Genomic DNA, 23,391 nt, shown 5'->3' on the forward strand with positions numbered 1-23,391 from the left:
AGCGAGGGCCGACACCGCAACGAGGTGACTCGTCCGACAGCTTGGCACTTGGACGAGCGGGCTTCGGCCAGGGTTCCCGGCCACGCGCGAATTACCGGAAGTCGGTACGGGTGTGACACGGGAGACCGGCGGGGCGATCGTCCGACGCGGGGTCACCCCACGCCCGTCGGGTGAACGTGGACGGGGGTGCTGCTGGGCCGACGCCCTCGGCCACTGTTCGCGCGGCCACCCGCACCGCCTCCGCGATCGCCGGACGGCGGGTCGCCTCCGTGCGCCACGGTGGCCCCCTCCTCCCGTACGGGACCGCCGCCGAGCCCGCCGTCCGGCCGGTCTCCGAGTGCGCTGTCGGAGGTCCGGGACTGGTGTCGAGCCCGCCGTCCGACGGGTCTCCGAGTGCGCTGTCGGAGGTCCGGGACCGCCGCCGAGCCCTCCGTCCGGCCGGTCTCCGAGCCCGCTGCCGAGCCTGTCGTTCAACCGGAGGGAACCGCTTCGACACTCGTCCATCCCGTGGACGTACCGGCGCAGGAGCGGACCGGCGCGGGATCATGAGGGGCATGGCCCTCGTCGACATCCCCGGTTCCAAGTCGCTGACCGCCCGCGCCCTCTTCCTCGCGGCGGCCGCCGACGGCGTCACCACCCTCCGGCGCCCCCTCCGCTCCGACGACACCGAGGGGTTCGCCGAGGGCCTGACACGGCTCGGCTACCGCGTGGGACGGACACCGGACGCCTGGCAGGTCGACGGCCGCCCGCAGGGACCCGCCCTCGCCGAGGCCGACGTCTACTGCAGGGACGGCGCGACCACGGCCCGCTTCCTGCCGACCCTCGCCGCCGCCGGCCACGGCACCTACCGCTTCGACGCCTCCCCGCAGATGCGCCGCCGCCCCCTCCTCCCGCTCACCCGCGCCCTGCGCGACCTGGGCGTGGACCTGCGGCACGAGGAGGCGGAGGGCCACCACCCGCTGACCGTGCGGGCGGCCGGCGTCGAGGGCGGGGATGTGGTGCTGGACGCCGGTCAGTCCTCGCAGTACCTGACCGCCCTTCTCCTGCTCGGCCCGCTCACCCGCACCGGCCTGCGCGTCACGGTCACGGACCTGGTCTCGGTGCCGTACGTCGAGATCACGATCGCGATGATGCGGGCGTTCGGGGTGGAGGTGGGGCGCGAGGGGAACACGTACCTCGTCCCGCCGGGCGGATACCGTGCCACGACCTACGCGATCGAACCCGACGCCTCCACCGCGAGCTACTTCTTCGCGGCGGCCGCGCTGACCGGCGGCGAGGTGACCGTGCCGGGCCTCGGCCGGGGCGCGCTCCAGGGCGACCTGGGATTCGTGGACGTACTGCGGCGGATGGGCGCCCGGGTGGACGTCGGCGCCGACCGCACCACCGTGGCCGGGACCGGCGAACTCCACGGCCTCACCGTCAACATGCGGGACATCTCCGACACCATGCCGACCCTCGCCGCGATCGCCCCCTTCGCCTCCGGCCCCGTACGCATCGAGGACGTGGCGAACACGCGCGTGAAGGAGTGCGACCGCCTGGAGGCCTGCGCGGAGAACCTCCGGCGACTGGGCGTCGAGGTGGCCACCGGCCCCGACTGGATCGAGATCCGGCCCGGCGCGCGCGGTTCCCGTGCGGGCGGCTCGCCCGTCGGCGCCGACATCAAGACCTACGGCGACCACCGCATCGTCATGTCCTTCGCGGTGACCGGCCTGCGCGTCCCCGGAATCTCGTTCGACGACCCGGGCTGCGTCCGCAAGACTTTCCCCGGTTTCCACGAGGCCTTCGGGAAACTGGGGAAGCTGCTGCGGAAGGACGCCGACGGGTGAGCTTCAAGCTGGAGGGGCCGGTTCTCGAGGGCGCGCTGGTGCGCCTGGAGCCGCTGGAGCACCGGCACACGGCCGAGCTGGCGGTGGCGGCGGAGGAGAACCGGAAGACGTACGACTTCACCTGGGTGCCCAGGGCGGACGAGGTCGGCGACTACGTCGACGCCCAGCTCGCCCGCGCGGCCACCGGCAGGCTCGCGCCCTACGCGCAGATCTCGCTCGCCTCCGGCCGGGTGGTCGGCGCGACCTCGTACTGGGAGCCGCGTTCCTGGCGGAGCGACGAGCGACTGGACGCCGTGGAGGTCGGTTTCACCTGGCTGGCCGGCTCCGCCCAGGGCACGGGCGTCAACGCCGAGGCCAAGCTCCTGCTCTTCCGGCACGCCTTCGCGCAGTGGGGCGTCTCGCGGGTGGACCTGAAGACGGACGCCCGCAACAGCCGCTCGCGCGCGGCGATCGAGAGCGTCGGCGCCCGCTTCGAGGGCGTCCTGCGCAACTGGTCGCGCTCCTGGGCGCCGGGCGAGGACGGCCGCCTGCGCGACTCCGCGATCTTCTCCGTCACGGCGGACGAATGGCCGCAGTGCGAGCGGCGGCTGGTGGAGCGGGTGGCGCGATTCCTGCCGAGCGCCGATTGAGCGCCGTCAGGGACGCGGCACGGCGCTTCGTCCGGCCCGGGGAGGTGCTGTCCTCGGCGCTGGAAACCGTCGTCACGGCGGGCAGCGCGCTCCTCTGGTACGCCCTCGCCGTGCTTCTGTACCTGGAGAACGAGGCCGGGGAGCCCTGGGACCCGGATCATCCCGACGATCGCCTCTTCTTCCTGCCGGCCCACGTGGCCGGGGCGTCGCTGCTGCTCACCTGGGCGCTGCGGGCCCTCCCGGCCGGCCGCACCGGTCGGCTGGGCGGCCTCCTCGACCGGGTGGCCCTGGTCCGGGGGGCCGCGGTGACCGTGACCTGGGCGGCCCTGATCGTCGTCGCCCTCACCTGACGCGATCCGCCCCCTCCCGGGCGGTCGCGCCGGTGCGTACGAGGGCCGCCGCCGTACGGAGTTCCTCCCGCACCGCCGCCACCACCGGATCCTGCTCGGCCCCGGCCCGTACGGCGACGAAGACGTTGCGTGACGGCGGCTCGCCCTGCGCCGGGCGCAGCGCCAGTTGCCGGGGGGCGTACAGCGACCGCACCAGCCGGGGCACCAGCGCGACCCCCTGCCCCGCCTCCACCAGACCCGCCAGCGCGGCCCAGTCGTTCACGTCGTGCCGGATGTCGGGCGTGAACCCGGCCGCCGCGCAGACCGAGCGGGTCACCGCCCCGCAGCAGCTGAGGGCGTTCCCGATGATCCAGGTGTCGGTGGCCAGCTCCCGCAAGGGCACCTCGTCGTGCCCCGCGAGGGGGTGGTCGGGCGGCAGGGCGATGTCCAGGACGTCCGTCAGCAGGTCCTCGCGGGTGTAGCGGCGGTCGGTGTGCGGGGGAGCGGCCGCGAAGTCGACGGCGACGGCCACATCGACCTGCCCGCAGTCGAGCGCCGTGAACAGGTCCGGCGGTTCGGCCTCCACGACGTCCACGCGCAGCCGCGGGACCCGTTCGCGCAACGCCCGCAGCGCGGCCGGCAGCAGCCCCAGGATGCCGCTGGAGAAACAGCCGACGGTCACCGAGCCCCGCCCACCCTCCCCGTACGCCGCCAAGTCGACGCGGACGCGCTCCAGTTGGGCGGCGATGACTTCGGCGTGCGCGAGCAGGACCCGGGCCTGGCCGGTGAGGCGTACGCCCCTGCCGTCCCGTTCCGTGAGTGGCACGTCCAGGTCGCGGGCGAGGGCGGCGAGCTGCTGGGAGACCGCCGAGGGCGTGAGATGCAGGGCCTCGGCCGTGCGCGCGAGGCTGCCCCGGCGCTCCAGTTCGCGCAGGACGGTCAGACGGCGCAGGTCGATGGCGAAGGCGGCGGGAGTTGAGGGCCGGCTTATGGGTTCCACCCGGAAACATTAACTGGACCTTGCGTATCGGGGTCGGAAATCATCGACCCCATGACCACGCGCTCCTATCTCATCCTGCACGGCTGGCAGAACCACCGCCCCGAGAACCACTGGCAGCACTGGCTGGCCGACCGCCTCACCGAACTCGGCCACGAGGTCACCTACCCGCAGCTGCCCGACCCGGACGACCCCGACCTGGAGGTGTGGCTGACGGAACTGGCCCGTCACCTCGACGCCCTCGCGGCCGGTGCGGAGCGGGTGGTCGTCGCCCACAGCCTCTCGGTCCTGCTCTGGCTGCACGCCGTGGCCCGCGATCTGCCGGGGCTCGTCGGCGTCGACCGGGTGCTGCTGGTGGCTCCGCCGTCCGGCTCGGTCCTCGCCCGGTATCCGGAGGTCGAGGGGTTCGCGTTCGCCGGAGGCGTCGTCGGGCGCCCTGACGGCCGCCCGCTCACGCTCCCGCACCCGACCAGGCTCGTCGCCGGGGACGACGACCCGTACCTCCCGGAAGGCGTACAGGCGGCCTACGGCGACCCCCTGGGCCTCACCGCCGAACTCCTCCCGGGCGCCGCCCACCTCGACCTCGACGCCGGCTACGGCCCCTGGCCGTCGGTGCTGGAGTGGTGCGCGGACGGCCGGGCGAGGCTCACGGTGCGATGACCCACGACACGCCGAGCGGCGGCGGCGCGGCCCGGTCCGGAGCGGTGCGGTCGGTCGGGGAGGGCGCGGGTCAGCCGCGGGTCCGCCTCCGCGCCGTGCATCAGCAGCCGGCGGCGTCCGTCGGCCGTGTCGGCCACCCCGGCGGCCGTCCCCTCCGCACGCTCACGCGGAGTCGTTCAGCAGGCGGCCGAGATGCTCTCGTCCGCCGCTCAGCAGGCCGGGCAGCGGCTCGGCGTTCTCGTACCAGCGCCGCTCGTACTCCCAGCACAGCCACCCGTCCCAGCCGTGCCGCGTCAGGACCTCCACGCACTCGGCGAGCGGCAGTACCCCGGCACCGAGCGCCAGGGGGGTGCTGTCCTCGGCCGAGGCGATGTCCTTGACCTGCACGTACCCCAGGTACGGCGAGAGCGCCGCGTAGGTCTCCAGCGGCTGCTCGCCGCCCAGCCAGGTGTGCATGACGTCCCACAGCGCGCCGACCTGCCGATGCCCGACCGGACCGAGCACGCGGATGGCGTCCGCGCCGGTGCGGTGCGAGTCGTGGGTCTCCAGCAGGATGCGTACGCCGAGGTCGGCGGCGTACTCGGCGGCGGTGGCGAGCCGCCGGGCGGCGATGGCGTCGGCGTGCTCGTCCTCGCCGCCGGGAAAGACGCGGACGAAGGGCGCCCCGAGGTCATGGGCGAGCTCGACGAGGTCCCGGATCTCCTCGATCACGGCCTCGTCGTCCCCCGGCGCGGCGACCCGCGGGTAGCCCGCGAGCCCCAGGATCTCGACGCCCGCCGCCTTGAACTCGGCGGCGGCGTCGGCCCGTTCGTCCGGACCGAGCCCGGGGTGGACCGGCTCCTCGGGATGGGCGCGCAGCTCCACGCCGTGATAGCCGTGCGCGACCGCGAGCCGCAGCACTTCGGAGAGGGGAAGACCGGGAACGCCGAGGGTGGAGAACGCGAACTTCATGGTCACCACTGTTACCCCGGTACGGGGCTCGGGTCCAGTGGGGCCGCGACGCTTCACCCGGGAGCACAGGCGGCGGAACCGGCGCGGCGGCTCCCGATCGGGTCCGCGACCTTTCACCCGTGAGTGCAGGCGCGGGAAGCGGCGCGGCGGCTCCCCATCGGGGTCCGCGACGTCTCACCCGGGAGTGCAGGCGCGGAACCGGCGCAGCAGCTCCCGTCCGGCCGGACTGTCCGCTTCGAAGTCCTGGTGCCCCTGCTCGTCCGTGACGTCACGTCCCCGGACGCGGGCTCCGTTGCATCGGAAGCAGAACGCGATCTCGAAGAGCGGCTCGGGATCGGTGTCGTCGTACGCGCGGATGCCCCAACCAGGAACGAAGCAGCGGTATCTGGGGCTGTCCGGGAGCTCGCCGACCAGGTGCAGGAACTGTCGCACCTCTTCCCCTGCCCAGACCTCGACGACGTCACCGGTCAGACCCCGCGAGGTGAGATGCCCGGCGGGGTCGCCGATCCGGACGACCTCGATCAGCTCGGCCCGATCGTGCGCGAGGGGCAGTCTCACGCCCGCGGCACCCCCGAAGAGCCGCGCACCATCAACTCGCCCCGGACCGTGGCGATTCCGCCGGGCGGCGGTTCCTCGCGGCCCATGGCGATGCGGCCCGCCCGCGCTCCGGCCTCGGCCAGCGGCAGCCGCACCGTCGTCAGGGAGGGCACCGCGTCGATGCTGAAGGGGAGGTCGTCGAAACCGGCCACCGAGACGTCGTCCGGAATGCGCAGGCCGGAGTCGCGCAGGGCCGCGCAGGCGCCGACGGCGACGGAGTCGTTGGCGGCGACCACCGCCGTCAGGGAGGGGTCCCGGCGCAGCAGTTCCAGCGTCGCCTCGTAGCCCGCCCGGCGGTCGTAGCGCCCGTGCACGGTCCAGCGGGGGTCCTCCTCGATACCGGCCGAGGCCAGCGCCGCCCGGTGGCCCTCCAGCCGGTGCCGGGTGGTCGTCCGCTCCTCCGGTCCCGCGATGTAGCCGAGCCGCCGGTGCCCGAGCCCGATCAGATGCTCGGTCAGTTCCCGCCCGCCCCCGCGGTTGTCGAACGTCAGCGCGATCGCGGCGGTCTCCGGCGCCGGCGGCCGACCGCACAGCACCACCCGCGTCCCCGCCTCGCCCAGCCGGCGCAGCTTCGACGCCACCGCCGCCGCGTGCGGCTCGTTCTCCATGGCCCCGCCGGTCAGCACCACGGCCGCGGCCCGCTGCCGCTGCAGCAGCGTCAGGTAGGTCAGCTCGCGCTCCGGCGAGCCCCCGGTGTTGCAGACCACCGCCAGCCGTTCGCCGCCGGCCCGCCCGCCGGGCCCTCCGATCTCCGACTGGATCGCGCTCGCCATGATCCCGAAGAAGGGGTCCGCGATGTCGTTCACCAGGATGCCGACCAGGTCGGAAGTAGCGGCCGCCAGGGCGCTCGCCGGCCCGTTCAGCACGTAGTCCAGCTCGTCGACCGCCCGCAGGACCCGCTCCCGGGTGGTGGCGGCGACGGGGTAGTTCCCGTTCAGCACGCGCGACACCGTCGCGGGCGAGACCTGCGCACGGGCCGCCACGTCCGCCAGGGTCACCGTCATCTAGTCGTCCTCCGGTCACGCGTCTCGTCGTATGTCGTCATACGCCCTGGTGGACAGCAACCTCGCGGGTCCGGTTCCGGGCGTGTCGAGCAGACCTTACGGCCCAGTACCCCGGTTGTTCGCCCCCTCGAACAACTCAGGATGGACACGGTCTTGTATGGACCAGTGGTCAGAGGCTAGCTTCTCCTTGTATAGAAAGCGCTTGCTGTAACGCTGATCAGGAAGAGGCGTACGCGGCGCGCAACCACCGCGTACAACGCCCACGAAGGGACCGACGTGACACGCAAGACGGTGCGTATCGCCATGAACGGCGTGACGGGACGCATGGGCTACCGCCAGCACCTCGTCCGATCCATCCTGGCCCTGCGTGAACAGGGCGGCCTCGACCTCGGCGACGGCACCGTGCTGTGGCCGGAACCCATCCTCGTCGGCCGCCGCGAGCACGCGCTGAGGACGCTGGCCGAGCGCCACGGCCTGGACCCGCGGAACGTCTCCACCGACGTCGACGCGGTCCTCGCCGACCCCACCGTCGACATCTACTTCGACGCCCAGGTCACCTCCGCCCGCGAGGAGGCCCTCACGAAGGCTATCGCCGCCGGCAAGCACATCTACACCGAGAAGCCGACGGCCACCGGCCTCGACGGCGCCCTCGAACTCGCCCGCCTCGCCACCGCCGCGGGCATCAAGCACGGCGTCGTCCAGGACAAGCTGTTCCTCCCGGGTCTGCTGAAGCTCAAGCGCCTCATCGACGGCGGCTTCTTCGGCCGGATCCTCTCCGTCCGCGGCGAGTTCGGCTACTGGGTCTTCGAGGGCGACTGGCAGGCCGCCCAGCGCCCGTCCTGGAACTACCGCGCCGAGGACGGCGGCGGCATCGTCGTCGACATGTTCCCGCACTGGGAGTACGTCCTGCACGAGCTGTTCGGCCGGGTGAAGTCCGTCCAGGCCATCGCCACCACCCACATCCCGCAGCGCTGGGACGAGAACGGCAAGCCCTACGACGCCACGGCCGACGACGCCGCCTACGGCATCTTCGAACTCGACGGCGGGGCCATCGCCCAGATCAACTCCTCCTGGGCGGTCCGGGTCAACCGCGACGAGCTCGTGGAGTTCCAGGTCGACGGCACGGAGGGCTCGGCGGTCGCCGGCCTGCGCAACTGCCGCGTCCAGCACCGCAGCGCGACCCCCAAGCCGGTCTGGAACCCGGACATCCCCGCCACCGAGGTCTTCCGCGACCAGTGGCAGGAGGTGCCCGACAACGGCGAGTTCGACAACGGCTTCAAGGCCCAGTGGGAGCTGTTCCTCAAGCACGTCTACGCCGACGCCCCCTACCACTGGGACCTGCTGGCCGGCGCCCGCGGCGTCCAGCTCGCCGAGCTGGGCCTGAAGTCCTCCTCGCAGGGCCTGCGTCTGGACGTCCCGGAGGTCACGCTGTGACGATCCAGCTCCCCGGCGCCGAGGGAACCCTGCGGACCTACGAGCCCCGCACCGAGCCCCTCGCCCTCACCACCGGCGCGCCGTTCACCTCCCGTACGGTCTTCTCGGCGGCGCACGTCGTCGCGGACCCCTTCGCCGACACCACGCCCGACTCGCCCGCCGCGGTCGACTGGGACGCCACCCTCGCCTTCCGCCGCCATCTGTGGTCCCACGGGCTCGGCGTGGCCGAGGCGATGGACACCGCCCAGCGCGGCATGGGCCTGGACTGGGCGGGCGCGGCCGAACTGATCCGCCGGTCGGCGGCCGAGGCCCGATCGGTGGGCGGCCTCATCGCCTGCGGAGTCGGCACCGACCAGCTCACCGGTCCGGCGACCCTCGGAGAGGTCCGCGCGGCCTACGAGGAGCAACTCGCCCTGGTCGAGGCCTCCGGCGCCCGGGCCATCCTCATGGCCTCCCGCGCCCTGGCCGCCGCCGCGTCGGGCCCCGAGGACTACCTCGAGGTCTACGGCCACCTCCTGCGCCAGGCCACGGAGCCGGTGGTCCTGCACTGGCTGGGCCCGATGTTCGACCCGGCGCTGGAGGGCTACTGGGGCTCCTCGGACCTGGACGCGGCGACGGACACCTTCCTGGAGGTCATCGCCGCCCACCCCGACAAGGTGGAGGGCATCAAGGTCTCGCTGCTGGACGCCGGGCGGGAGATCGACGTCCGCCGCAGGCTGCCGCAGGGCGTCCGCTGCTACACCGGCGACGACTTCAACTACCCCGAGCTGATCGCGGGCGACGAGAAGGGCTTCAGCCACGCCCTCCTCGGCATCTTCGACCCGCTGGGCCCGCTGGCGGCGGAGGCGGTCCGGGTCCTGGACACGGGCGACACGGCAGGCTTCCGCGCCCTGCTCGACCCCACGGTCGACCTCTCCCGCCACCTGTTCCAGACCCCCACCCGCTTCTACAAGACGGGCGTGGTGTTCCTGGCCTGGCTGGCCGGCCACCAGTCGCACTTCACGATGGTCGGCGGCCTCCAGTCGGCCCGCTCCCTCCCGCACTTCGCCCGCGCCTACGAACTCGCCGACGGACTGGGCCTGTTCCCCGACCCGAAGCTGGCCGAGGAACGGATGAAGAACCTGCTCGCCCTGTACGGAGTGACCCAGTGAGCGACCCGGACCTGACCCGCTTCTCCATCAACCAGATGACGGTGAAGCAGTTGTCGATGCCCGAACTGGTCACGGCCTGCCGCGACCTGGGCATCGGCAACGTGGGCCTCTGGCGCGACCCGGTCCGGACGTACGGCGTCGACAGGACGGCGAAGCTGGTCCGTGACGCGGGCCTGAGGGTCACGACGTTGTGCCGTGGCGGCTTCTTCACCGCCATCGACCCGGACGAGCGCGCGGCGGCCCTGGCCGACAACCGCCGGGCGATCGACGAGGCGGCGACCCTGGGCACCGAGGTCCTGGTCCTCGTCTCCGGCGGCCTCCCGCCGGGCTCGACGGACCTGCGCGGAGCCCGCGAACGCATCGCGGACGCGCTGACGGAGCTGGGCCCGTACGCAGAGGACCACGGGGTGAAGCTGGCCATCGAGCCCCTGCACCCCATGTACGCCTCGGACCGCTGCGTGGTCTCGACCCTCACCCAGGCCCTGGACATCGCGGAACGCTTCCCGGCCCACCAGGTGGGCGTCGCGGTTGACACGTACCACATCTGGTGGGACGACCAGGCCCCCGCGCAGATCGCCCGGGCGGGCGCGTCCGGCCGTATCCACACCTTCCAGCTCGCCGACTGGACGACGCCCCTGCCCGAGGGCGTACTGAACGGCCGCGGCCAGATCGGCGACGGCGCGATCGACATGCGCGAATGGCAGACCTACGTGGAGACGGCCGGCTACACGGGCGCGATCGAGGTCGAACTGTTCAACGACGCCTTGTGGGCGCGGGACGGCAGGGAAGTGCTCGTCGAGACGGCACAGAGGTTCGCGGAGAACCTGACCCTCTGAGCGACGGCTGCGGGCCGCTCGTGGAGTCCGGGGGCCGCCGGGCGCCGGAGTCACTCCGGCGCCCGGCGGCCCGCTGCGTCATCGCTCCCTGTCCGCAGCCATGATGCCCACGCATTCCTCGAGCGCCGCGTGGAGGCAAGGTACGAAGGCCGCGAGTTCGGTGTCCGACGATCTGCCTCCCTCCAGTACGGCGCCGACGACCGTCACCAGGACGGCGGCGGCCTTGAGGGCATGCGCGTCGGCCAGTTCCTCGAGCACCCCGCCGGCGCGCGCGACCACGAACGCCTCCTTGCCGGTGGCGGGGTCGACGCCGAGGCTGCGGAACCTCCTCGCGCTCATGCGGCGGCCCCCGACGGGATGTAGTCCTGGCCCAGGGTGGCCAGGACCGCCGCACGGCGCCGCTCCCGCTGGAGCTGCCTGCGGTCCCGTTCGTCACGCTCGCGTTCCCAGACGGCGAGGTACGGCCGGACCAGGGGCAGAGCATCGGCGGGGATCACGTCGGCGGGCCGCTGCGCGGAGGCGGCCGGGAACGGGAGCGGGAGCGGGAACGTGACCGGGTCGAGGGCGCGGTGCGCTCCGCGAGGCGGCAGGAAGAGGCTCAGGATCGCGGCCAGTAGGCTGCGCATAGGTCGACTCCTAGTGTCGGCTCAGCCCCGGTGTGGAAGCTTTCACCTTCCTGCCGGGGCGTCTTTGGTTCGCCGAACTCTACCTGCGTAGCAGTAGTGGTAGGTAGTGGTTGGTAGTAGTACTAAGTAATGCGTGGTTGATGGTGGCGTCATACGGTCGACGGGTGGACAAGATCAGCCCCGATTCGCCGCAGTACGTCTATGAACAGCTCGCCGCGATCATCGAACGGAAGATTCGTTCCGGCGAGTACCCGCCGGGCACGCGGCTGCCGGGCGAACTGACCATGACGCACGAGCACAAGGTCGGTCCGGGCACGGTCCGCCGCGCTCTGGACATCCTTCGGGACAGGGGGCTGGTGGTGACCGTACGCGCCCGAGGGTCATTCGTCTCCGACCCCCTGCCGCCCGCCGCCGAGGTGTGACGAAGGGGCCGCCCTCCGCGGGATGTGAGCGGACGGGCGGCCCCGGTGGTGCCTGGTGGGTGTCGGGTCAGTCGGGCAGGCGGTCCATCAGCCAGGTACAGAGTTCAGCGGTGATCGCCGTGTGCGCGGTGGTCGTGGGCGAGCAGAAGTAGTCGTCCAACTCGCTCTTGTCCGAGGCGAGTTGCCCGATCGGCGTGTACAGGTCCTCCTGCGTCTCGACGTCGCGGACGGCCACCGCGCTCACCGACGCGACGAAGCAGACCTCCTCGTGCCGCAGGTCCACCGTGCCGCCGAGCTTCCGCATCGCGTCGGCCAGGATCCTGTACGTGTGCAGCGTGCCGCCGGGAGCGCCGTCCACCTCCGGGAAGTCGCTGGTCGTGACGGTCTCTTCGGCCTCGGGGAAACGCCGGTAGAGGTAGGCGGCCGTGACGTCGTCGCCCTGGGCCTGGGTGTAGAAGGTGGTGCCGGGGTAGATGCGGTCGATCCGCAGCGCGACCTCGCCGGGCGTCACGTCGGGCAGGCCGATGCCGTCGGCGCGGCCGTTGGCGACGGCGATCTTCATCGGGATCTGCGGCCAGCCGCCGAGCCGGTTCAGGGCGTCCAGGAACTCGGTGCGCTCCGGAGCGACCCCGATCTTCTTGGTGTCCTTGTCGTAGTGCCGCCACAGCATCTGGCGCGCGGCCGGGCTGTCCATCTGCCTCGCGAAGTCGTTCGGGAACGGGATGAAGTGCGAGAACGCCTGCACACCGACGGGGATGGAGGCGCCGCGGTGCGGGCTGTCGTAGGAGAAGTACAGCGCGGTCTGGTGGTCCATCCGCTTCCTCTCCAGATCGGCCAGCGCGTAGCGGGTGACGATGCCGCCCATGCTGAACCCGCCGACGACCAGCCTGGTGTGGCCCTGACGGTGGCTGATGGTTTTCATGATCGCCGCTTCGGCCGCCCGTGCGTTGTCCATGATGGACGCGCTGCGCTCCTCGAAGCCGAGGAGGATCACGTCTCTGCCGCGCCGGTGCAGCTCGCTGATGAACTTGTAGCCGCTTTCCAGTCCCTGGTAGGTCTTGTCCAGTTCGCTGCGGCCGAGGTTGAAGCCGTCGGCCATGATCACGGGCCGGACGACGTCGCCGGTGGTGTTGCCGTCGGCGGGGAAGACCCAGGCGAAGCCGTTCGGCAGAGGCCACTCGGCGTGGTCCGGTACCTCGACCGGTTCGGCGGGTGCCGTGGTCAGCGGATCGGCGAGGGTGAACGTACCGACGTTGGGCTCGGTCGTGTCCGACATGGTCGTCGTACTCCTTGTGGGAGAGGCTTGGGAGACGACGTCATCATCGGGGGCAATTCGGGCGTATCACCCGAATGAGCTGGGGCTTTCACCATAATTGATGGAATACGCACGGAAACTGTTTAGTGCGCCTGGCATGTGCCTTTGGCCTGTTCTCTTCGCACTTCCGTTCGCTTGCCGTTCCCTTACCGGGGTCATGTCGAACGCCTGCCGAATTCCCACCGAAAAATTCCCCGGAAACCGTGCAACCCTTCCCGCCGGAAGCGTGTCGTACTTGGCATCAGGGCTTCTGGAGGGGGATCCGGGGGGATCGCGGGGGTTCTGATACGGAGGGGAAGAGCCGAGGGGGCCCGGTCGACGGACCGGACCCCCTCGAAGCTTCGGTGTCGGTCGGTGGACCTCAGAAGAACACCCCGCACCGCAGCAGCACGTTCGCGTAGGGCCGTGCCTCGCCGGTCCGCACCACCAGCCGTGCCCCCGCCGAGAGCCTCTTCAGCTCCTCGTGCGGGACCAGCACCAGCTCGGGAAAGTGCCCGTCCAGCAGCCCGGCCGCCGCGGGATTGGCCTCCCGGACCTCCGTCGCCGCCGTGGCGCCCTCCACGACCAGCTCGGCGAGCAGCCCGTCGACCACCTCCGCGAACGACGGCACCCCCGCCCGGAAGGCGAGGTCCACGACCCGCGGCCCGTCCGGGACCGGCATACCGACGTCGCACACCAGCACGCCGTCCCCGTGCCCCAACTCGGCCAGCGCACCGCAGAGATGCCGGTTGAGTATCCCGGTCTTCCTCACAGGGCCTCGACCTCCGCGGCGGTGGGGAACGACTCCTGCGCCCCTGGCCGGGTCACGGCCGCCGCCCCGACCCTCGCCGCGTACGCCGCCGCCTCGGCCAGGGACGAACCCGTGCCCAGCCGCCACCCCAGCGCGGCCGTGAACGAGTCACCCGCACCGGTTGTGTCCACCGCCGTCACCTTCACGGACGGCACCCGGGAGACGCCCTCCGCCGACGCCACCAGCGCACCCTCGCCGCCCAGCGTCACGACCACCGACTTCGGCCCCTTCGCGAGCAGCAGCCGCGCCCACTCCTCGGGCTCGTCGCCGACGCCCGCCGCCTCGCCGAGGATCACCTTCGCCTCGTGCTCGTTGACGATGAGCGGGTCGCAGGCCGCCAGCACCTCGGCGGGCAACGGACGCGGCGGGGACGGGTTCAGCACGAAGCGGCTGCCCGCCGCCAGGTTTCCCACGACCTCCACGACCGTCTCCAGCGGGATCTCCAGCTGCGCCGACACCACGCGGGAGGCGTGGAGGAGGCCGGTGGCCGCGCGGACGTCCGCCGGCGTCAGGTGGCCGTTGGCCCCCGGTGACACCACGATGCTGTTGTCGCCCGACGGGTCCACGGTGATCAGCGCGACGCCCGTGGGCGCCCCGCCCACCAGGACGCCGGCCGTGTCGACCCCGGCCGCCCGCTGCGAGTCGAGCAGCAGCCGGCCGTACGCGTCGTCGCCGACCCGGGCCAGCAGGGCCGTACGGGCCCCGAGCCGGGCGGCCGCGACGGCCTGGTTCGCTCCCTTGCCGCCCGGGTGGACGGCCAGGTCGGAACCGAGGACCGTCTCCCCGGCGGCGGGCCTGCGCTCGACACCGATCACCAGGTCGGCGTTGGCCGACCCTACGACCAGAAGGTCGTGGTCGTACATGAAGTGACTCCCCTGATACGTGACTCGGGGCGGACGGCCCCCGGAGATGTCCCGGGGACGTCCCCGGGGATGCCCCGGAGCTGTCCCGGGGATGCCCCCGGAGCGACCGTCCGCCCGCTCGCCGGAACTCAGCCGCTGAACCCGGCCACGTTCTCCTTCGTGACCACCTTCACCGGCACCTTCACCGTCTCCTCGACCTTCTTGCCCTGGAACGCCTTCAGCGCGTTGTCCACAGCGATCCTGCCCAGCTGGGACGGCTGCTGTGCCACCGACGCGTACAGCGTGCCGTTCTTGACGGCCGTCAGCCCGTCCGGCGTGCCGTCGAAGCCGACGACCTGGACGGACCTGCCCGCCTTGGAGCCCAGCGCCTTGATCGCGCCGAGCGCCATCTCGTCGTTGGCGGCGATGACGCCCTGGACGTCCGGGTGCGCCTGGAGCAGGTTCGACATCACGTCGAGGCCCTTGGTGCGGTCGAAGTCGGCCGGCTGCTGGGCCAGCACCTGGATGCCGGGGTAGGCCTTCAGACCCTTGGCGAAACCCTCCGCCCGCTCCCGCGCCGCTGAGGTGCCCGCCTGGCCCTGAAGGATCACGATCTTGCCGGTGCCGCCCAGCTTCTCGGCGACCGTCTTGGCGGCCAGCTCACCGCCGGCCACGTTGTCGGAGGCGACCAGCGCGTCCACCGTGGCCTTGTTGACGCCCCGGTCGACCGCGATCACCGGGATCTTCGCCTTGTCGGCGGCCTTCACCGGGTTGCTCGCCGCGTCCGAGTCCACCGGGTTGACGATGATCGAGTCGAAGCCGGAACTGGTGAAGTTCTGGAGCTGGTTGGCCTGCTGCGAGGCGTCGTTCTGGGCGTCGGTGACCGTCAGGTCCACGCCCAGCTTCTTCGCCTCCGCCTTCGCGCCCGACTGGATCTGCACGAAGAACGGGTTGTTGAGCGTGGACAGCGCCAGACCGACCTTCGGGTTCGTGCTCGCCCCGGCACCGCCGTGCAGGAAGGAGGTCGCGCCGACGATCGCCACGGTGACCACGGCCGCGAGACCGTACGTCGCCGCCTGCCGGCCCTTGCCGCCGCCGCCCGCCCCGGCCGCCACCGGGGTCGCCCCCGCCTTGCGGCGCAACGTGTCCAGGAGCACGGCCAGCGCGATGACGACACCGATGACGACCTGCTGCCAGAAGGCGGACACGGACAGCAGGTTGAGGCCGTTGCGCAGCACCGCCAGGATCAGCGCGCCGATCAGCGTGCCCGAGGCCTTGCCCGTACCGCCCGCGAGGGAGGCGCCGCCGATGACGACCGCGGCGATCGCGTCCAGCTCGTAGCCGTCGGCGGCCTGCGGCTGGGCCGAGGACAGCCGGGAGGCGAGCACGATGCCCGCCGCGGCCGCGAACACCCCGGACAGCGCGTAGATCGCGAGCTTCTGCTTCTTCACCCGCAGGCCGGAGAGGCGTGCCGCCTCCTCGTTGCCGCCGATGGCGTACATCGAACGGCCGATGTACGTCCGGCCGAGCACGAACGCGGCGATCAGCCCCATCACGACCATCACGAGCACCGGCACCGGCAGCCGGCCGCCGAGCGTGTCACCGAGGTGCGAGACCGAGTCGGGGAAGGCGATCGGCGAGCCCTCGGAGATCACCAGCGACAGACCGCGCGCCACCGACAGCATCGCGAGCGTCGCGATGAACGGCGGCAGCTTGCCGTAGGCGATGAGGAAACCGTTCACCAGACCGGCCGCGACACCGGTCGCGACGGCCAGGACCACCGCCAGTACCACCGGCACACCGTGCTGCGTGGCGCTCCAGGCCAGCACGGTGGCCGACAGGGCCGCCACCGAGCCGACCGACAGGTCGATGCCCGCCGAGACGATCACGAAGGTCACGCCGAAGGCGAGAATGGCGGTCACGGCCGCCTGGACACCCACGTTGAGCAGGTTGTCCGTGGTCAGGAAGTCACCCGACAGCGCCGACATGGCGATGACGAGGACGATCAGCGCGGTCAGCGCGCCGTTGTCGAGGAGCAGACGGCGGACCGCCGCGGCGCCACCGGCGCCCGCCCCGCTCTTGAGCGTCTCAGCGGCCACGGCCGGCCTCCAGTTCTTCGGTTTCGTTGTGGGTGGGGGTGGTGCTGACGGCGAGCGCCATGACGGAGTCCTGGGTCGCCTCGTCGGCCGACAGCTCGCCGGCGATCCGGCCCTGGGCCATCACCAGCACCCGGTCGCTCATGCCGAGCACCTCGGGCAGATCGCTGGAGACCATCAGGACGGCGGCACCGGCGGCCGTGAGCTCGTTGATGAGCTGGTAGATCTCGACCTTCGCGCCGACGTCGATCCCGCGCGTCGGCTCGTCGAGGATCAGCACCTTGGTGTCGGCGAGCAGCCACTTGCCGATGACGACCTTCTGCTGGTTGCCGCCGGACAGCGTGCGCACCTGCTGGCCGAGGCCCGCCATCCGCACCCCCAGCTGCCCCGCGATCCGCGCCGCCGCCTCGTGCTGGCCCTTCAGATCCACCAGGCCGGCGCGGGTCGCGGCCCGCATGGTCACGAGCCCGAGGTTCTCCTCGACCGACTGGTCGAGCACCAGCCCCTGGCCCTTGCGGTCCTCGGGCACGAGTCCGATCCCGGCCGCCATCGCGGCGTTCACGTCGTACCGGGGGAGGTCCGCGCCGCCGACCCGGACGGCTCCCCGGTCGTACGGGTCCGCCCCGAACACGGCCCGTACGACCTCGGTACGACCGGCGCCGACGAGCCCGGCGACACCGACGACCTCACCGGCGTGCACCTCGAAGCCGACGTCGTGGAAGACGCCGTCCCGGGTGAGCCCCTCGACGGACAGCAGCGCGGCGCCCGTCCCGGCACGCTCCCTGGGGTACTGCTGCTCGATGGAGCGGCCCACCATGAGCCGTACGAGTTCGTCCTCGGGCGTGTCGGCCGGGACCTGTCCGACGCTCCTGCCGTCACGGATGACCGTGACCCGGTCGCCGAGGGCGGCGATCTCCTCGAGGTGGTGCGTGATGAACACGATGCCGACGCCGTCCTCGCGCAGCCTGCGCACGATGGCGAAGAGCTTCTCGACCTCCTCGGAGGTCAGCACGGCGGTCGGCTCGTCCATGATCAGCACGCGCGCGTTCAGGCTGAGCGCCTTGGCGATCTCGACCATCTGGAGGCGGGCGATGCCGAGTTCACGCACACGCGTGCGTGGCGAGACCCTCACCCCCACCCGCTCCAGCAGAACGGCCGCCTCGGCCTCCATCCGCTTGCGGTCGATCATCCCGAAACGGCGCGGCTGCCGGCCCAGGAAGATGTTCTCGGCGACCGTCAGATCGGGGACGAGGTTGAACTCCTGGTAGATGGTGGCGATCCCGAGGCGTGCCGAGTCCTGCGCGCCATGGATGCGCACCTCCTCGCCGCCGGCCAGGATCCGACCGGCGTCGGGCCGGTAGGCGCCGGAGAGCATCTTGATGAGGGTGCTCTTGCCCGCGCCGTTCTCACCGAGCAGCACATGCACCTCGCCCCGGCGCAGATCGAAGTCGACGCTGTCCAGCGCGACCACACCGGGGAAGGTCTTGCGTATGCCCTCGATGCGCAGCAACTCGTCCGCGTTGCTCACGTCTGGCTCCTGTTCGTCACGGGGGGCTGCGCGGAAGGATCCCGCGCAGGCGGCTCATCGGCGGCGCGGGGCGCCGACGGAGAAGCGGTCGGCTCCGAGGTTTCCGGCCGAGCGGTCGGCTCCGAGGGGGCCGGGGGTTTGGCGGTGGCGTGTGAGTCCGGTGCCGCGGAAGGCGGCCGGGTTGCGGAGGGGTCCGGAGTCGCGGACGGCCCCGCCGCGGCGGGCTCGCCGCACGAGCGGCGCACGACGAGCCGGGCGGCCAGGGTGACGGACTGTGGGGGCCGCCCCTCGATGCGGTCGACGAGTGCTCGCACGGCGGCCCGTCCCAGCTCGCCCGTCGGCTGGGCGAGCGCCGTGATCGGCGGGTCGGTGTGCACGAACCACGGGATGTCGTCGAACGCGGCGAGCGCGAGGTCGTGCGGAACGCGCAGCCCACGCGCGCGTACGGCGTCCAGCGCGCCCAGCGCCATCAGGTTGTCGGCGGCGAACACGACCTCGGGCGGCTCGGGCAGGTCGAGGAAGCCCTCGGTGACCCGGCGGCCGCTCTCCGCCTGGAAGTCGCCCTGGCCGATGTAGGCGTCCGGGAGGGGAAGCCCGTATTCGGCCATGGCGGCCCGGAAGGCCTCGACGCGCTCGCTGCCGGTCGTGGTGGCGGCCGGCCCCGCGATGATGGCGAGCCTGCGGTGCCCCAGCCCGTACAGATGCGCGACGAGGTCCCGCACGGCGGCGCGTCCGTCGGCCCGCACCACGGGCACGTCCACGCCCGGGATCCACCGGTCGACGAACACCATCGGCGTCCCCGCGCGCGCGGCGTCGAGGATCAGCGGCGAGCCGCCGTCCGTGGGGGAGACGAGGAGGCCGTCGATCCGGCGGTCCAGCAGGCTCCGTACGTGGTGGTCCTGGAGATCGGGCCGTTCGTCGGCGTTGCCGATGATGACGCTGTAGCCCAGCGCCCGGGCCTCCCCCTCGACGGAGCGGGCCAGTTCGGTGAAGTACGGGTTCATCACGTCGCTGATGACCAGGCCGAGGGTGTGGGTCTGGTCGGTGCGCAGCGACCGGGCGACGGCGTTCGGGCGGTAGCCCAGCGCCTCGACGGCGGCCAGCACACGCGTGCGTGCGTCCTCGCTGACCGACGGATGGTCGTTCAGGACGCGCGACACCGTGGCGACGGAGACCCCCGCCTCGGCCGCGACGTCCTTGATGCTCGCCATCGCCGCCCCACCTCCTTGTGGATTCGGTTCATGAACGCCGATGTCGTGGAATCGATTACATCGGCGGTTACGAAGGATTGGAATCGATTACACGGGGATTAATCAAGCCCTCAACCACATCCCGAGACCGGATCGTGATGAACGGCGCCGACGGAGGCCCGGCAGCACCCGGCGAACGCCCGGCGCTACGCCCTCGGGGACTGTCGGTGGCGGGCGGTAACGTCGGATCATGACCGATCAGGCGGGGGCCGCCCAGGCGGGAGAACGGCGACAGGCCACGCTGGAAGGCGTGCTCGAGCGCATCACGTACGCGAACGAGGAGAACGGCTACACGGTCGCCCGCGTCGACACCGGCAGAGGCGGCGGCGACCTCCTGACCGTCGTTGGCGCGCTGCTCGGCGCCCAGGTCGGCGAGTCACTGCGGATGGAGGGCCGTTGGGGCTCGCACCCGCAGTACGGCAAGCAGTTCACCGTCGAGAACTACACGACCCTGCTGCCCGCCACGGTCCAGGGCATCCGCCGCTACCTGGGATCCGGCCTGGTCAAGGGCATCGGCCCGGTCTTCGCCGACCGCATCACCCAGCACTTCGGCATGGATACCCTGAAGATCATCGAGGAGGAGCCGAAGCGGCTCATCGAAGTCCCCGGCCTCGGCCCGAAGCGCACGAAGAAGATCGCCGACGCCTGGGAGGAGCAGAAGGCGATCAAGGAGGTCATGCTCTTCCTCCAGACCGTCGAGGTGTCCACCTCCATCGCGGTGCGCATCTACAAGAAGTACGGCGACGCCTCCATCTCCGTGGTGAGGAACCAGCCCTACCGGCTCGCCTCGGACGTCTGGGGCATCGGCTTCCTCACCGCCGACAAGATCGCCCAGTCCGTCGGCATCCCGCACGACAGCCCCGAGCGGGTCAAGGCGGGCCTCCAGTACGCCCTGTCCCAGGCCACCGATCAGGGCCACTGCTACCTCCCCGAGGAGCGGTTGATCGCCGACGCGGTCAAGCTCCTCCAGGTCGACACCGGCCTGGTCATCGAGTGCCTCGCCGAACTCGCGGCGCCCCCGGAGGAGGGCGAGGACCCCGGAGTCGTACGGGAGAAGGTCCCGGGCCCGGACGGCGCGGCGGAACCCGTCACGGCCGTCTACCTGGTCCCCTTCCACCGGGCCGAACTCTCGCTCTCCGCACAGCTGTTGCGACTGCTGCGCAGCGACGGGGACCGGATGCCGGCCTTCCGTGACGTGGCCTGGGACAAGGCGCTTGCCTGGCTGAAGGCCCGCACGAAGGCGGACCTCGCGCCCGAGCAGGAGGCGGCCGTCCGGCTCGCCCTGACCGAGAAGGTCGCCGTGCTCACCGGCGGCCCCGGCTGCGGCAAGTCGTTCACCGTCCGCTCGATCGTGGAGCTGGCCCGTGCCAGGAAGGCCAAGGTCGTGCTGGCCGCCCCCACCGGCCGCGCCGCCAAGCGGCTGGCCGAGCTGACCGGCGCCGAGGCCTCCACCGTCCACCGCCTGCTGGAGCTCAAGCCCGGCGGCGACGCGGCCTACGACCGGGACCGCCCACTGGACGCCGACCTCGTGGTGGTCGACGAGGCGTCGATGCTGGACCTGCTCCTCGCCAACAAGCTGGTCAAGGCCGTACCCCCGGGCGCGCACCTGCTCTTCGTCGGCGACGTCGACCAGTTGCCCAGCGTCGGCGCGGGCGAGGTACTGCGCGATCTCCTCGCCGACGGCAGCCCGGTGCCGGCCGTGCGCCTCACGCGCGTGTTCCGCCAGGCCCAGCAGTCCGGCGTGGTGACCAACGCGCACCGGATCAACGCCGGACAGCACCCGGTCACCGACGGCATGAAGGACTTCTTCCTCTTCGTCGAGGACGACACGGAGGAGACCGGCCGCCTCACGGTGGACGTGGCCGCCCGGCGCATTCCGGCGAAGTTCGGCCTGGACCCGCGCCGGGACGTACAGGTGCTGGCGCCCATGCACCGCGGCCCGGCCGGCGCCGGCGCCCTCAACGGTCTGCTCCAGCAGGCCGTCACCCCCGGCCGGCCCGACGTGCCCGAGAAGCGGTTCGGCGGCCGGGTCTTCCGCGTCGGTGACAAGGTCACCCAGATCCGCAACAACTACGACAAGGGGAAGAACGGCGTCTTCAACGGCACCGTGGGCGTGGTGACCGCGCTCGATCCCGTCGACCAGCGCCTCACGGTGCTGACCGACGAGGACGAGGAGGTTCCGTACGAGTTCGACGAACTGGACGAACTCGCCCATGCGTACGCGGTGACCATCCACCGTTCACAGGGAAGTGAATATCCCGCAGTGGTGATCCCGGTCACCACGGGAGCATGGATGATGCTTCAGCGGAACCTCTTGTATACGGCCGTGACCCGCGCCAAGAAGCTGGTCGTCCTCGTCGGCTCACGCAAGGCGATCGGCCAGGCGGTGCGCACGGTGTCGGCGGGCCGCCGCTGTACGGCCCTGGACTTCCGGCTGGCGGGCCGCTGACCGCATCGGGCTCGTGCGATTTTCGGGCGGTCGGAAAAAATGATCGATCAAATGAGTCATGAAGGTCACAGAGCACTTCCCCAACTGTGACGAAGGCGGCAGGATGAGCTAGTTGGCGGCACTGAGTGCCGCCGATAAGCCCAATGGTCGACCCCGAGTGCACTCTGGTGCGCCAAATGGGGGATGGTAGAAGACAGTCAGGGCAACCTCGAAGAAGAGGCACAACGTCGGTGAGGGATGACGTGAGCGAGCACACCAACAACGCTGTAGTACTGCGGTTCGGCGACGGCGAGTACACCTACCCGGTGATCGACAGCACCGTCGGCGACAAGGGCTTCGACATCGGGAAGCTCCGCGCCCAGACCGGTCTGGTGACCCTGGACAGCGGCTACGGCAACACGGCCGCCTATAAATCCGCCATCACCTACCTTGACGGCGAACAAGGCATTCTCCGGTACCGCGGCTACCCGATCGAGCAGCTGGCCGAGCGGTCGACCTTCCTCGAGGTCGCCTACCTGCTGATCAACGGCGAGCTGCCGACCGTCGACGAGCTCTCCGTCTTCAAGAGCGACATCACCCAGCACACGCTGCTGCACGAGGACGTCAAGAACTTCTACCGCGGCTTCCCGCGCGACGCCCACCCGATGGCCATGCTGTCGTCGGTCGTCTCGGCGCTGTCGACGTTCTACCAGGACAGCCACAACCCGTTCGACGAGAAGCAGCGCAACCTCTCCACGATCCGGCTGCTCGCCAAGCTCCCGACGATCGCCGCGTACGCCTACAAGAAGTCGATCGGCCACCCGTTCGTCTACCCGCGCAACGACCTCGGCTACGTCGAGAACTTCCTGCGGATGACGTTCTCGGTGCCGGCGCAGGAGTACGAGCTCGACCCGGTCGTCGTCTCCGCGCTCGACAAGCTGCTGATCCTGCACGCGGACCACGAGCAGAACTGTTCGACGTCCACGGTCCGCCTGGTCGGTTCGTCCCAGGCCAACATGTTCGCGTCGATCTCGGCCGGCATCTCCGCCCTGTGGGGCCCGCTGCACGGCGGCGCCAACCAGTCCGTGCTGGAGATGCTCGAGGGCATCCAGGCCAACGGCGGCGATGTCGACTCCTTCATCCGCAAGGTGAAGAACAAGGAGGACGGCGTCCGCCTGATGGGCTTCGGCCACCGGGTGTACAAGTCCTTCGACCCGCGCGCGAAGATCATCAAGGCGGCCGCGCACGACGTCCTCTCCGCCCTCGGCAAGTCCGACGAACTGCTGGACATCGCCCTGAAGCTGGAGGAGCACGCGCTCTCCGACGACTACTTCGTCTCGCGCAACCTCTACCCGAACGTCGACTTCTACACCGGCCTGATCTACCGGGCCATGGGCTTCCCGACCGAGATGTTCACGGTCCTGTTCGCCCTGGGCCGCCTCCCGGGCTGGATCGCCCAGTGGCACGAGATGATCAAGGAGCCCGGCTCCCGCATCGGCCGCCCGCGCCAGATCTACACGGGCGTCGTCGAGCGCGACTTCGTTCCCGTCGAGGAGCGCTGACACCTGCCGAAGGGGGCGCCGTTTCTCGGAGCGCCTCGTCGCCGGTGATTTCTCCGACTGCCCGGGACCCGCTTCCCGGGCAGTCGCATGTGCGCAGAGGTACGCGCGCAGACGTACG

General features: G+C 71.4%; 22 protein-coding genes. 10 read left to right on the forward strand and 12 right to left on the reverse strand.

What is annotated here, in order from left to right; translation table 11 throughout:
* Positions 1-554: 554 nt before the first annotated feature.
* The 3 genes from aroA to ACIPFH_RS01260 are packed head-to-tail and all read left to right on the forward strand — an operon-like array spanning position 555 to position 2,805.
* Positions 555-1,826: a 3-phosphoshikimate 1-carboxyvinyltransferase gene (aroA, locus tag ACIPFH_RS01250; RefSeq protein ID WP_401821894.1), complete on the forward strand. Its 1,272-nt coding sequence runs from the start codon at positions 555-557 to the stop codon at positions 1,824-1,826.
* Positions 1,823-2,455 carry a GNAT family N-acetyltransferase gene (locus ACIPFH_RS01255; RefSeq protein ID WP_401821896.1) on the forward strand — a complete coding sequence of 211 codons (633 nt, stop codon included), beginning with the start codon at positions 1,823-1,825 and terminating at the stop codon, positions 2,453-2,455. Before aroA ends, ACIPFH_RS01255 begins: the two co-directional genes overlap by 4 nt.
* Positions 2,452-2,805, forward strand: a complete 354-nt coding sequence (locus ACIPFH_RS01260) for a hypothetical protein (protein ID WP_401821898.1) — start codon at positions 2,452-2,454, stop codon at positions 2,803-2,805. Before ACIPFH_RS01255 ends, ACIPFH_RS01260 begins: the two co-directional genes overlap by 4 nt.
* On the opposite strand, the gene ACIPFH_RS01265 is transcribed toward ACIPFH_RS01260, so the two are convergent.
* A complete protein-coding gene (locus ACIPFH_RS01265; RefSeq protein ID WP_401821901.1) occupies positions 2,798-3,784 on the reverse strand; it encodes a LysR family transcriptional regulator in 987 nt (328 codons plus the stop codon). The two genes, ACIPFH_RS01260 and ACIPFH_RS01265, sit on opposite strands and share 8 nt — an antisense overlap.
* Positions 3,785-3,835: 51 nt before the next feature.
* Here ACIPFH_RS01265 and ACIPFH_RS01270 point away from each other — a divergent pair, with 51 nt between their 5' ends.
* The gene (locus ACIPFH_RS01270; protein WP_401821902.1) at positions 3,836-4,441 is read left to right on the forward strand and encodes an RBBP9/YdeN family alpha/beta hydrolase; all 606 of its coding nucleotides are present in this window, start codon (positions 3,836-3,838) and stop codon (positions 4,439-4,441) included.
* Positions 4,442-4,603: 162 nt separating this feature from the next.
* Here ACIPFH_RS01270 and ACIPFH_RS01275 read toward each other — a convergent pair whose 3' ends face one another.
* From ACIPFH_RS01275 to ACIPFH_RS01285, 3 genes are all read right to left on the reverse strand, one after another.
* Positions 4,604-5,392 (reverse strand): sugar phosphate isomerase/epimerase family protein, encoded by a 789-nt coding sequence (locus ACIPFH_RS01275; protein WP_401821905.1) that lies wholly within the window; start codon positions 5,390-5,392, stop codon positions 4,604-4,606.
* Between the two features lie 174 nt (positions 5,393-5,566).
* Positions 5,567-5,950 (reverse strand): hypothetical protein, encoded by a 384-nt coding sequence (locus tag ACIPFH_RS01280; RefSeq protein ID WP_401821906.1) that lies wholly within the window; start codon positions 5,948-5,950, stop codon positions 5,567-5,569.
* Positions 5,947-6,993 carry a LacI family DNA-binding transcriptional regulator gene (locus ACIPFH_RS01285; protein WP_401821908.1) on the reverse strand — a complete coding sequence of 349 codons (1,047 nt, stop codon included), beginning with the start codon at positions 6,991-6,993 and terminating at the stop codon, positions 5,947-5,949. Before ACIPFH_RS01285 ends, ACIPFH_RS01280 begins: the two co-directional genes overlap by 4 nt.
* Positions 6,994-7,269: 276 nt before the next feature.
* Here ACIPFH_RS01285 and ACIPFH_RS01290 point away from each other — a divergent pair, with 276 nt between their 5' ends.
* From ACIPFH_RS01290 to ACIPFH_RS01300, 3 genes are read left to right on the forward strand one after another with little or no spacing between them, the layout of a single operon-like run.
* Positions 7,270-8,427, forward strand: coding sequence for a Gfo/Idh/MocA family protein (locus ACIPFH_RS01290; RefSeq protein WP_401821909.1), 1,158 nt, complete (start codon positions 7,270-7,272; stop codon positions 8,425-8,427).
* Positions 8,424-9,578: a dihydrodipicolinate synthase family protein gene (locus ACIPFH_RS01295; RefSeq protein ID WP_401821911.1), complete on the forward strand. Its 1,155-nt coding sequence runs from the start codon at positions 8,424-8,426 to the stop codon at positions 9,576-9,578. The genes ACIPFH_RS01290 and ACIPFH_RS01295 overlap by 4 nt, the downstream gene beginning before the upstream one ends.
* A gap of 35 nt (positions 9,579-9,613) precedes the next feature.
* Positions 9,614-10,414 (forward strand): sugar phosphate isomerase/epimerase family protein, encoded by an 801-nt coding sequence (locus tag ACIPFH_RS01300; RefSeq protein ID WP_401823695.1) that lies wholly within the window; start codon positions 9,614-9,616, stop codon positions 10,412-10,414.
* A 78-nt stretch (positions 10,415-10,492) separates the two neighbouring features.
* Here ACIPFH_RS01300 and ACIPFH_RS01305 read toward each other — a convergent pair whose 3' ends face one another.
* Both ACIPFH_RS01305 and ACIPFH_RS01310 read right to left on the reverse strand, forming a co-directional pair.
* Positions 10,493-10,753: a hypothetical protein gene (locus ACIPFH_RS01305; RefSeq protein WP_401821913.1), complete on the reverse strand. Its 261-nt coding sequence runs from the start codon at positions 10,751-10,753 to the stop codon at positions 10,493-10,495.
* Entirely contained in the window at positions 10,750-11,040 is a 291-nt protein-coding gene (locus tag ACIPFH_RS01310; protein WP_401821914.1) for a hypothetical protein, read from the reverse strand. The genes ACIPFH_RS01305 and ACIPFH_RS01310 overlap by 4 nt, the downstream gene beginning before the upstream one ends.
* Before the next feature lie 164 nt (positions 11,041-11,204).
* Here ACIPFH_RS01310 and ACIPFH_RS01315 point away from each other — a divergent pair, with 164 nt between their 5' ends.
* Positions 11,205-11,462, forward strand: coding sequence for a GntR family transcriptional regulator (locus tag ACIPFH_RS01315; RefSeq protein ID WP_401821915.1), 258 nt, complete (start codon positions 11,205-11,207; stop codon positions 11,460-11,462).
* A 67-nt stretch (positions 11,463-11,529) separates the two neighbouring features.
* On the opposite strand, the gene ACIPFH_RS01320 is transcribed toward ACIPFH_RS01315, so the two are convergent.
* The 6 genes from ACIPFH_RS01320 to ACIPFH_RS01345 form a co-directional block, all read right to left on the reverse strand.
* Entirely contained in the window at positions 11,530-12,738 is a 1,209-nt protein-coding gene (locus tag ACIPFH_RS01320; protein ID WP_401821917.1) for an esterase/lipase family protein, read from the reverse strand.
* A 400-nt stretch (positions 12,739-13,138) separates the two neighbouring features.
* Positions 13,139-13,528, reverse strand: coding sequence for a D-ribose pyranase (gene rbsD / locus ACIPFH_RS01325; RefSeq protein WP_401821919.1), 390 nt, complete (start codon positions 13,526-13,528; stop codon positions 13,139-13,141).
* A complete protein-coding gene (locus ACIPFH_RS01330; RefSeq protein WP_401821921.1) occupies positions 13,525-14,430 on the reverse strand; it encodes a ribokinase in 906 nt (301 codons plus the stop codon). Before ACIPFH_RS01330 ends, rbsD begins: the two co-directional genes overlap by 4 nt.
* 128 nt (positions 14,431-14,558) lie before the next feature.
* Positions 14,559-16,508, reverse strand: coding sequence for a substrate-binding domain-containing protein (locus ACIPFH_RS01335; protein ID WP_401821923.1), 1,950 nt, complete (start codon positions 16,506-16,508; stop codon positions 14,559-14,561).
* Positions 16,498-18,033: a sugar ABC transporter ATP-binding protein gene (locus tag ACIPFH_RS01340; RefSeq protein WP_401821925.1), complete on the reverse strand. Its 1,536-nt coding sequence runs from the start codon at positions 18,031-18,033 to the stop codon at positions 16,498-16,500. The genes ACIPFH_RS01335 and ACIPFH_RS01340 overlap by 11 nt, the downstream gene beginning before the upstream one ends.
* Complete coding sequence (locus ACIPFH_RS01345) at positions 18,030-19,244, reverse strand: substrate-binding domain-containing protein (protein WP_401821928.1); 1,215 nt, start codon at positions 19,242-19,244, stop codon at positions 18,030-18,032. Before ACIPFH_RS01345 ends, ACIPFH_RS01340 begins: the two co-directional genes overlap by 4 nt.
* A gap of 229 nt (positions 19,245-19,473) precedes the next feature.
* Here ACIPFH_RS01345 and ACIPFH_RS01350 point away from each other — a divergent pair, with 229 nt between their 5' ends.
* Positions 19,474-21,732 (forward strand): ATP-dependent RecD-like DNA helicase, encoded by a 2,259-nt coding sequence (locus ACIPFH_RS01350; RefSeq protein WP_401821929.1) that lies wholly within the window; start codon positions 19,474-19,476, stop codon positions 21,730-21,732.
* A gap of 242 nt (positions 21,733-21,974) precedes the next feature.
* Positions 21,975-23,273: a citrate synthase gene (locus ACIPFH_RS01355; RefSeq protein WP_020131734.1), complete on the forward strand. Its 1,299-nt coding sequence runs from the start codon at positions 21,975-21,977 to the stop codon at positions 23,271-23,273.
* Positions 23,274-23,391: the final 118 nt, after the last annotated feature.

Source organism: Streptomyces sp. NPDC088157, from assembly GCF_044741545.1.
Taxonomy (GTDB): Bacteria; Actinomycetota; Actinomycetes; order Streptomycetales; family Streptomycetaceae; genus Streptomyces.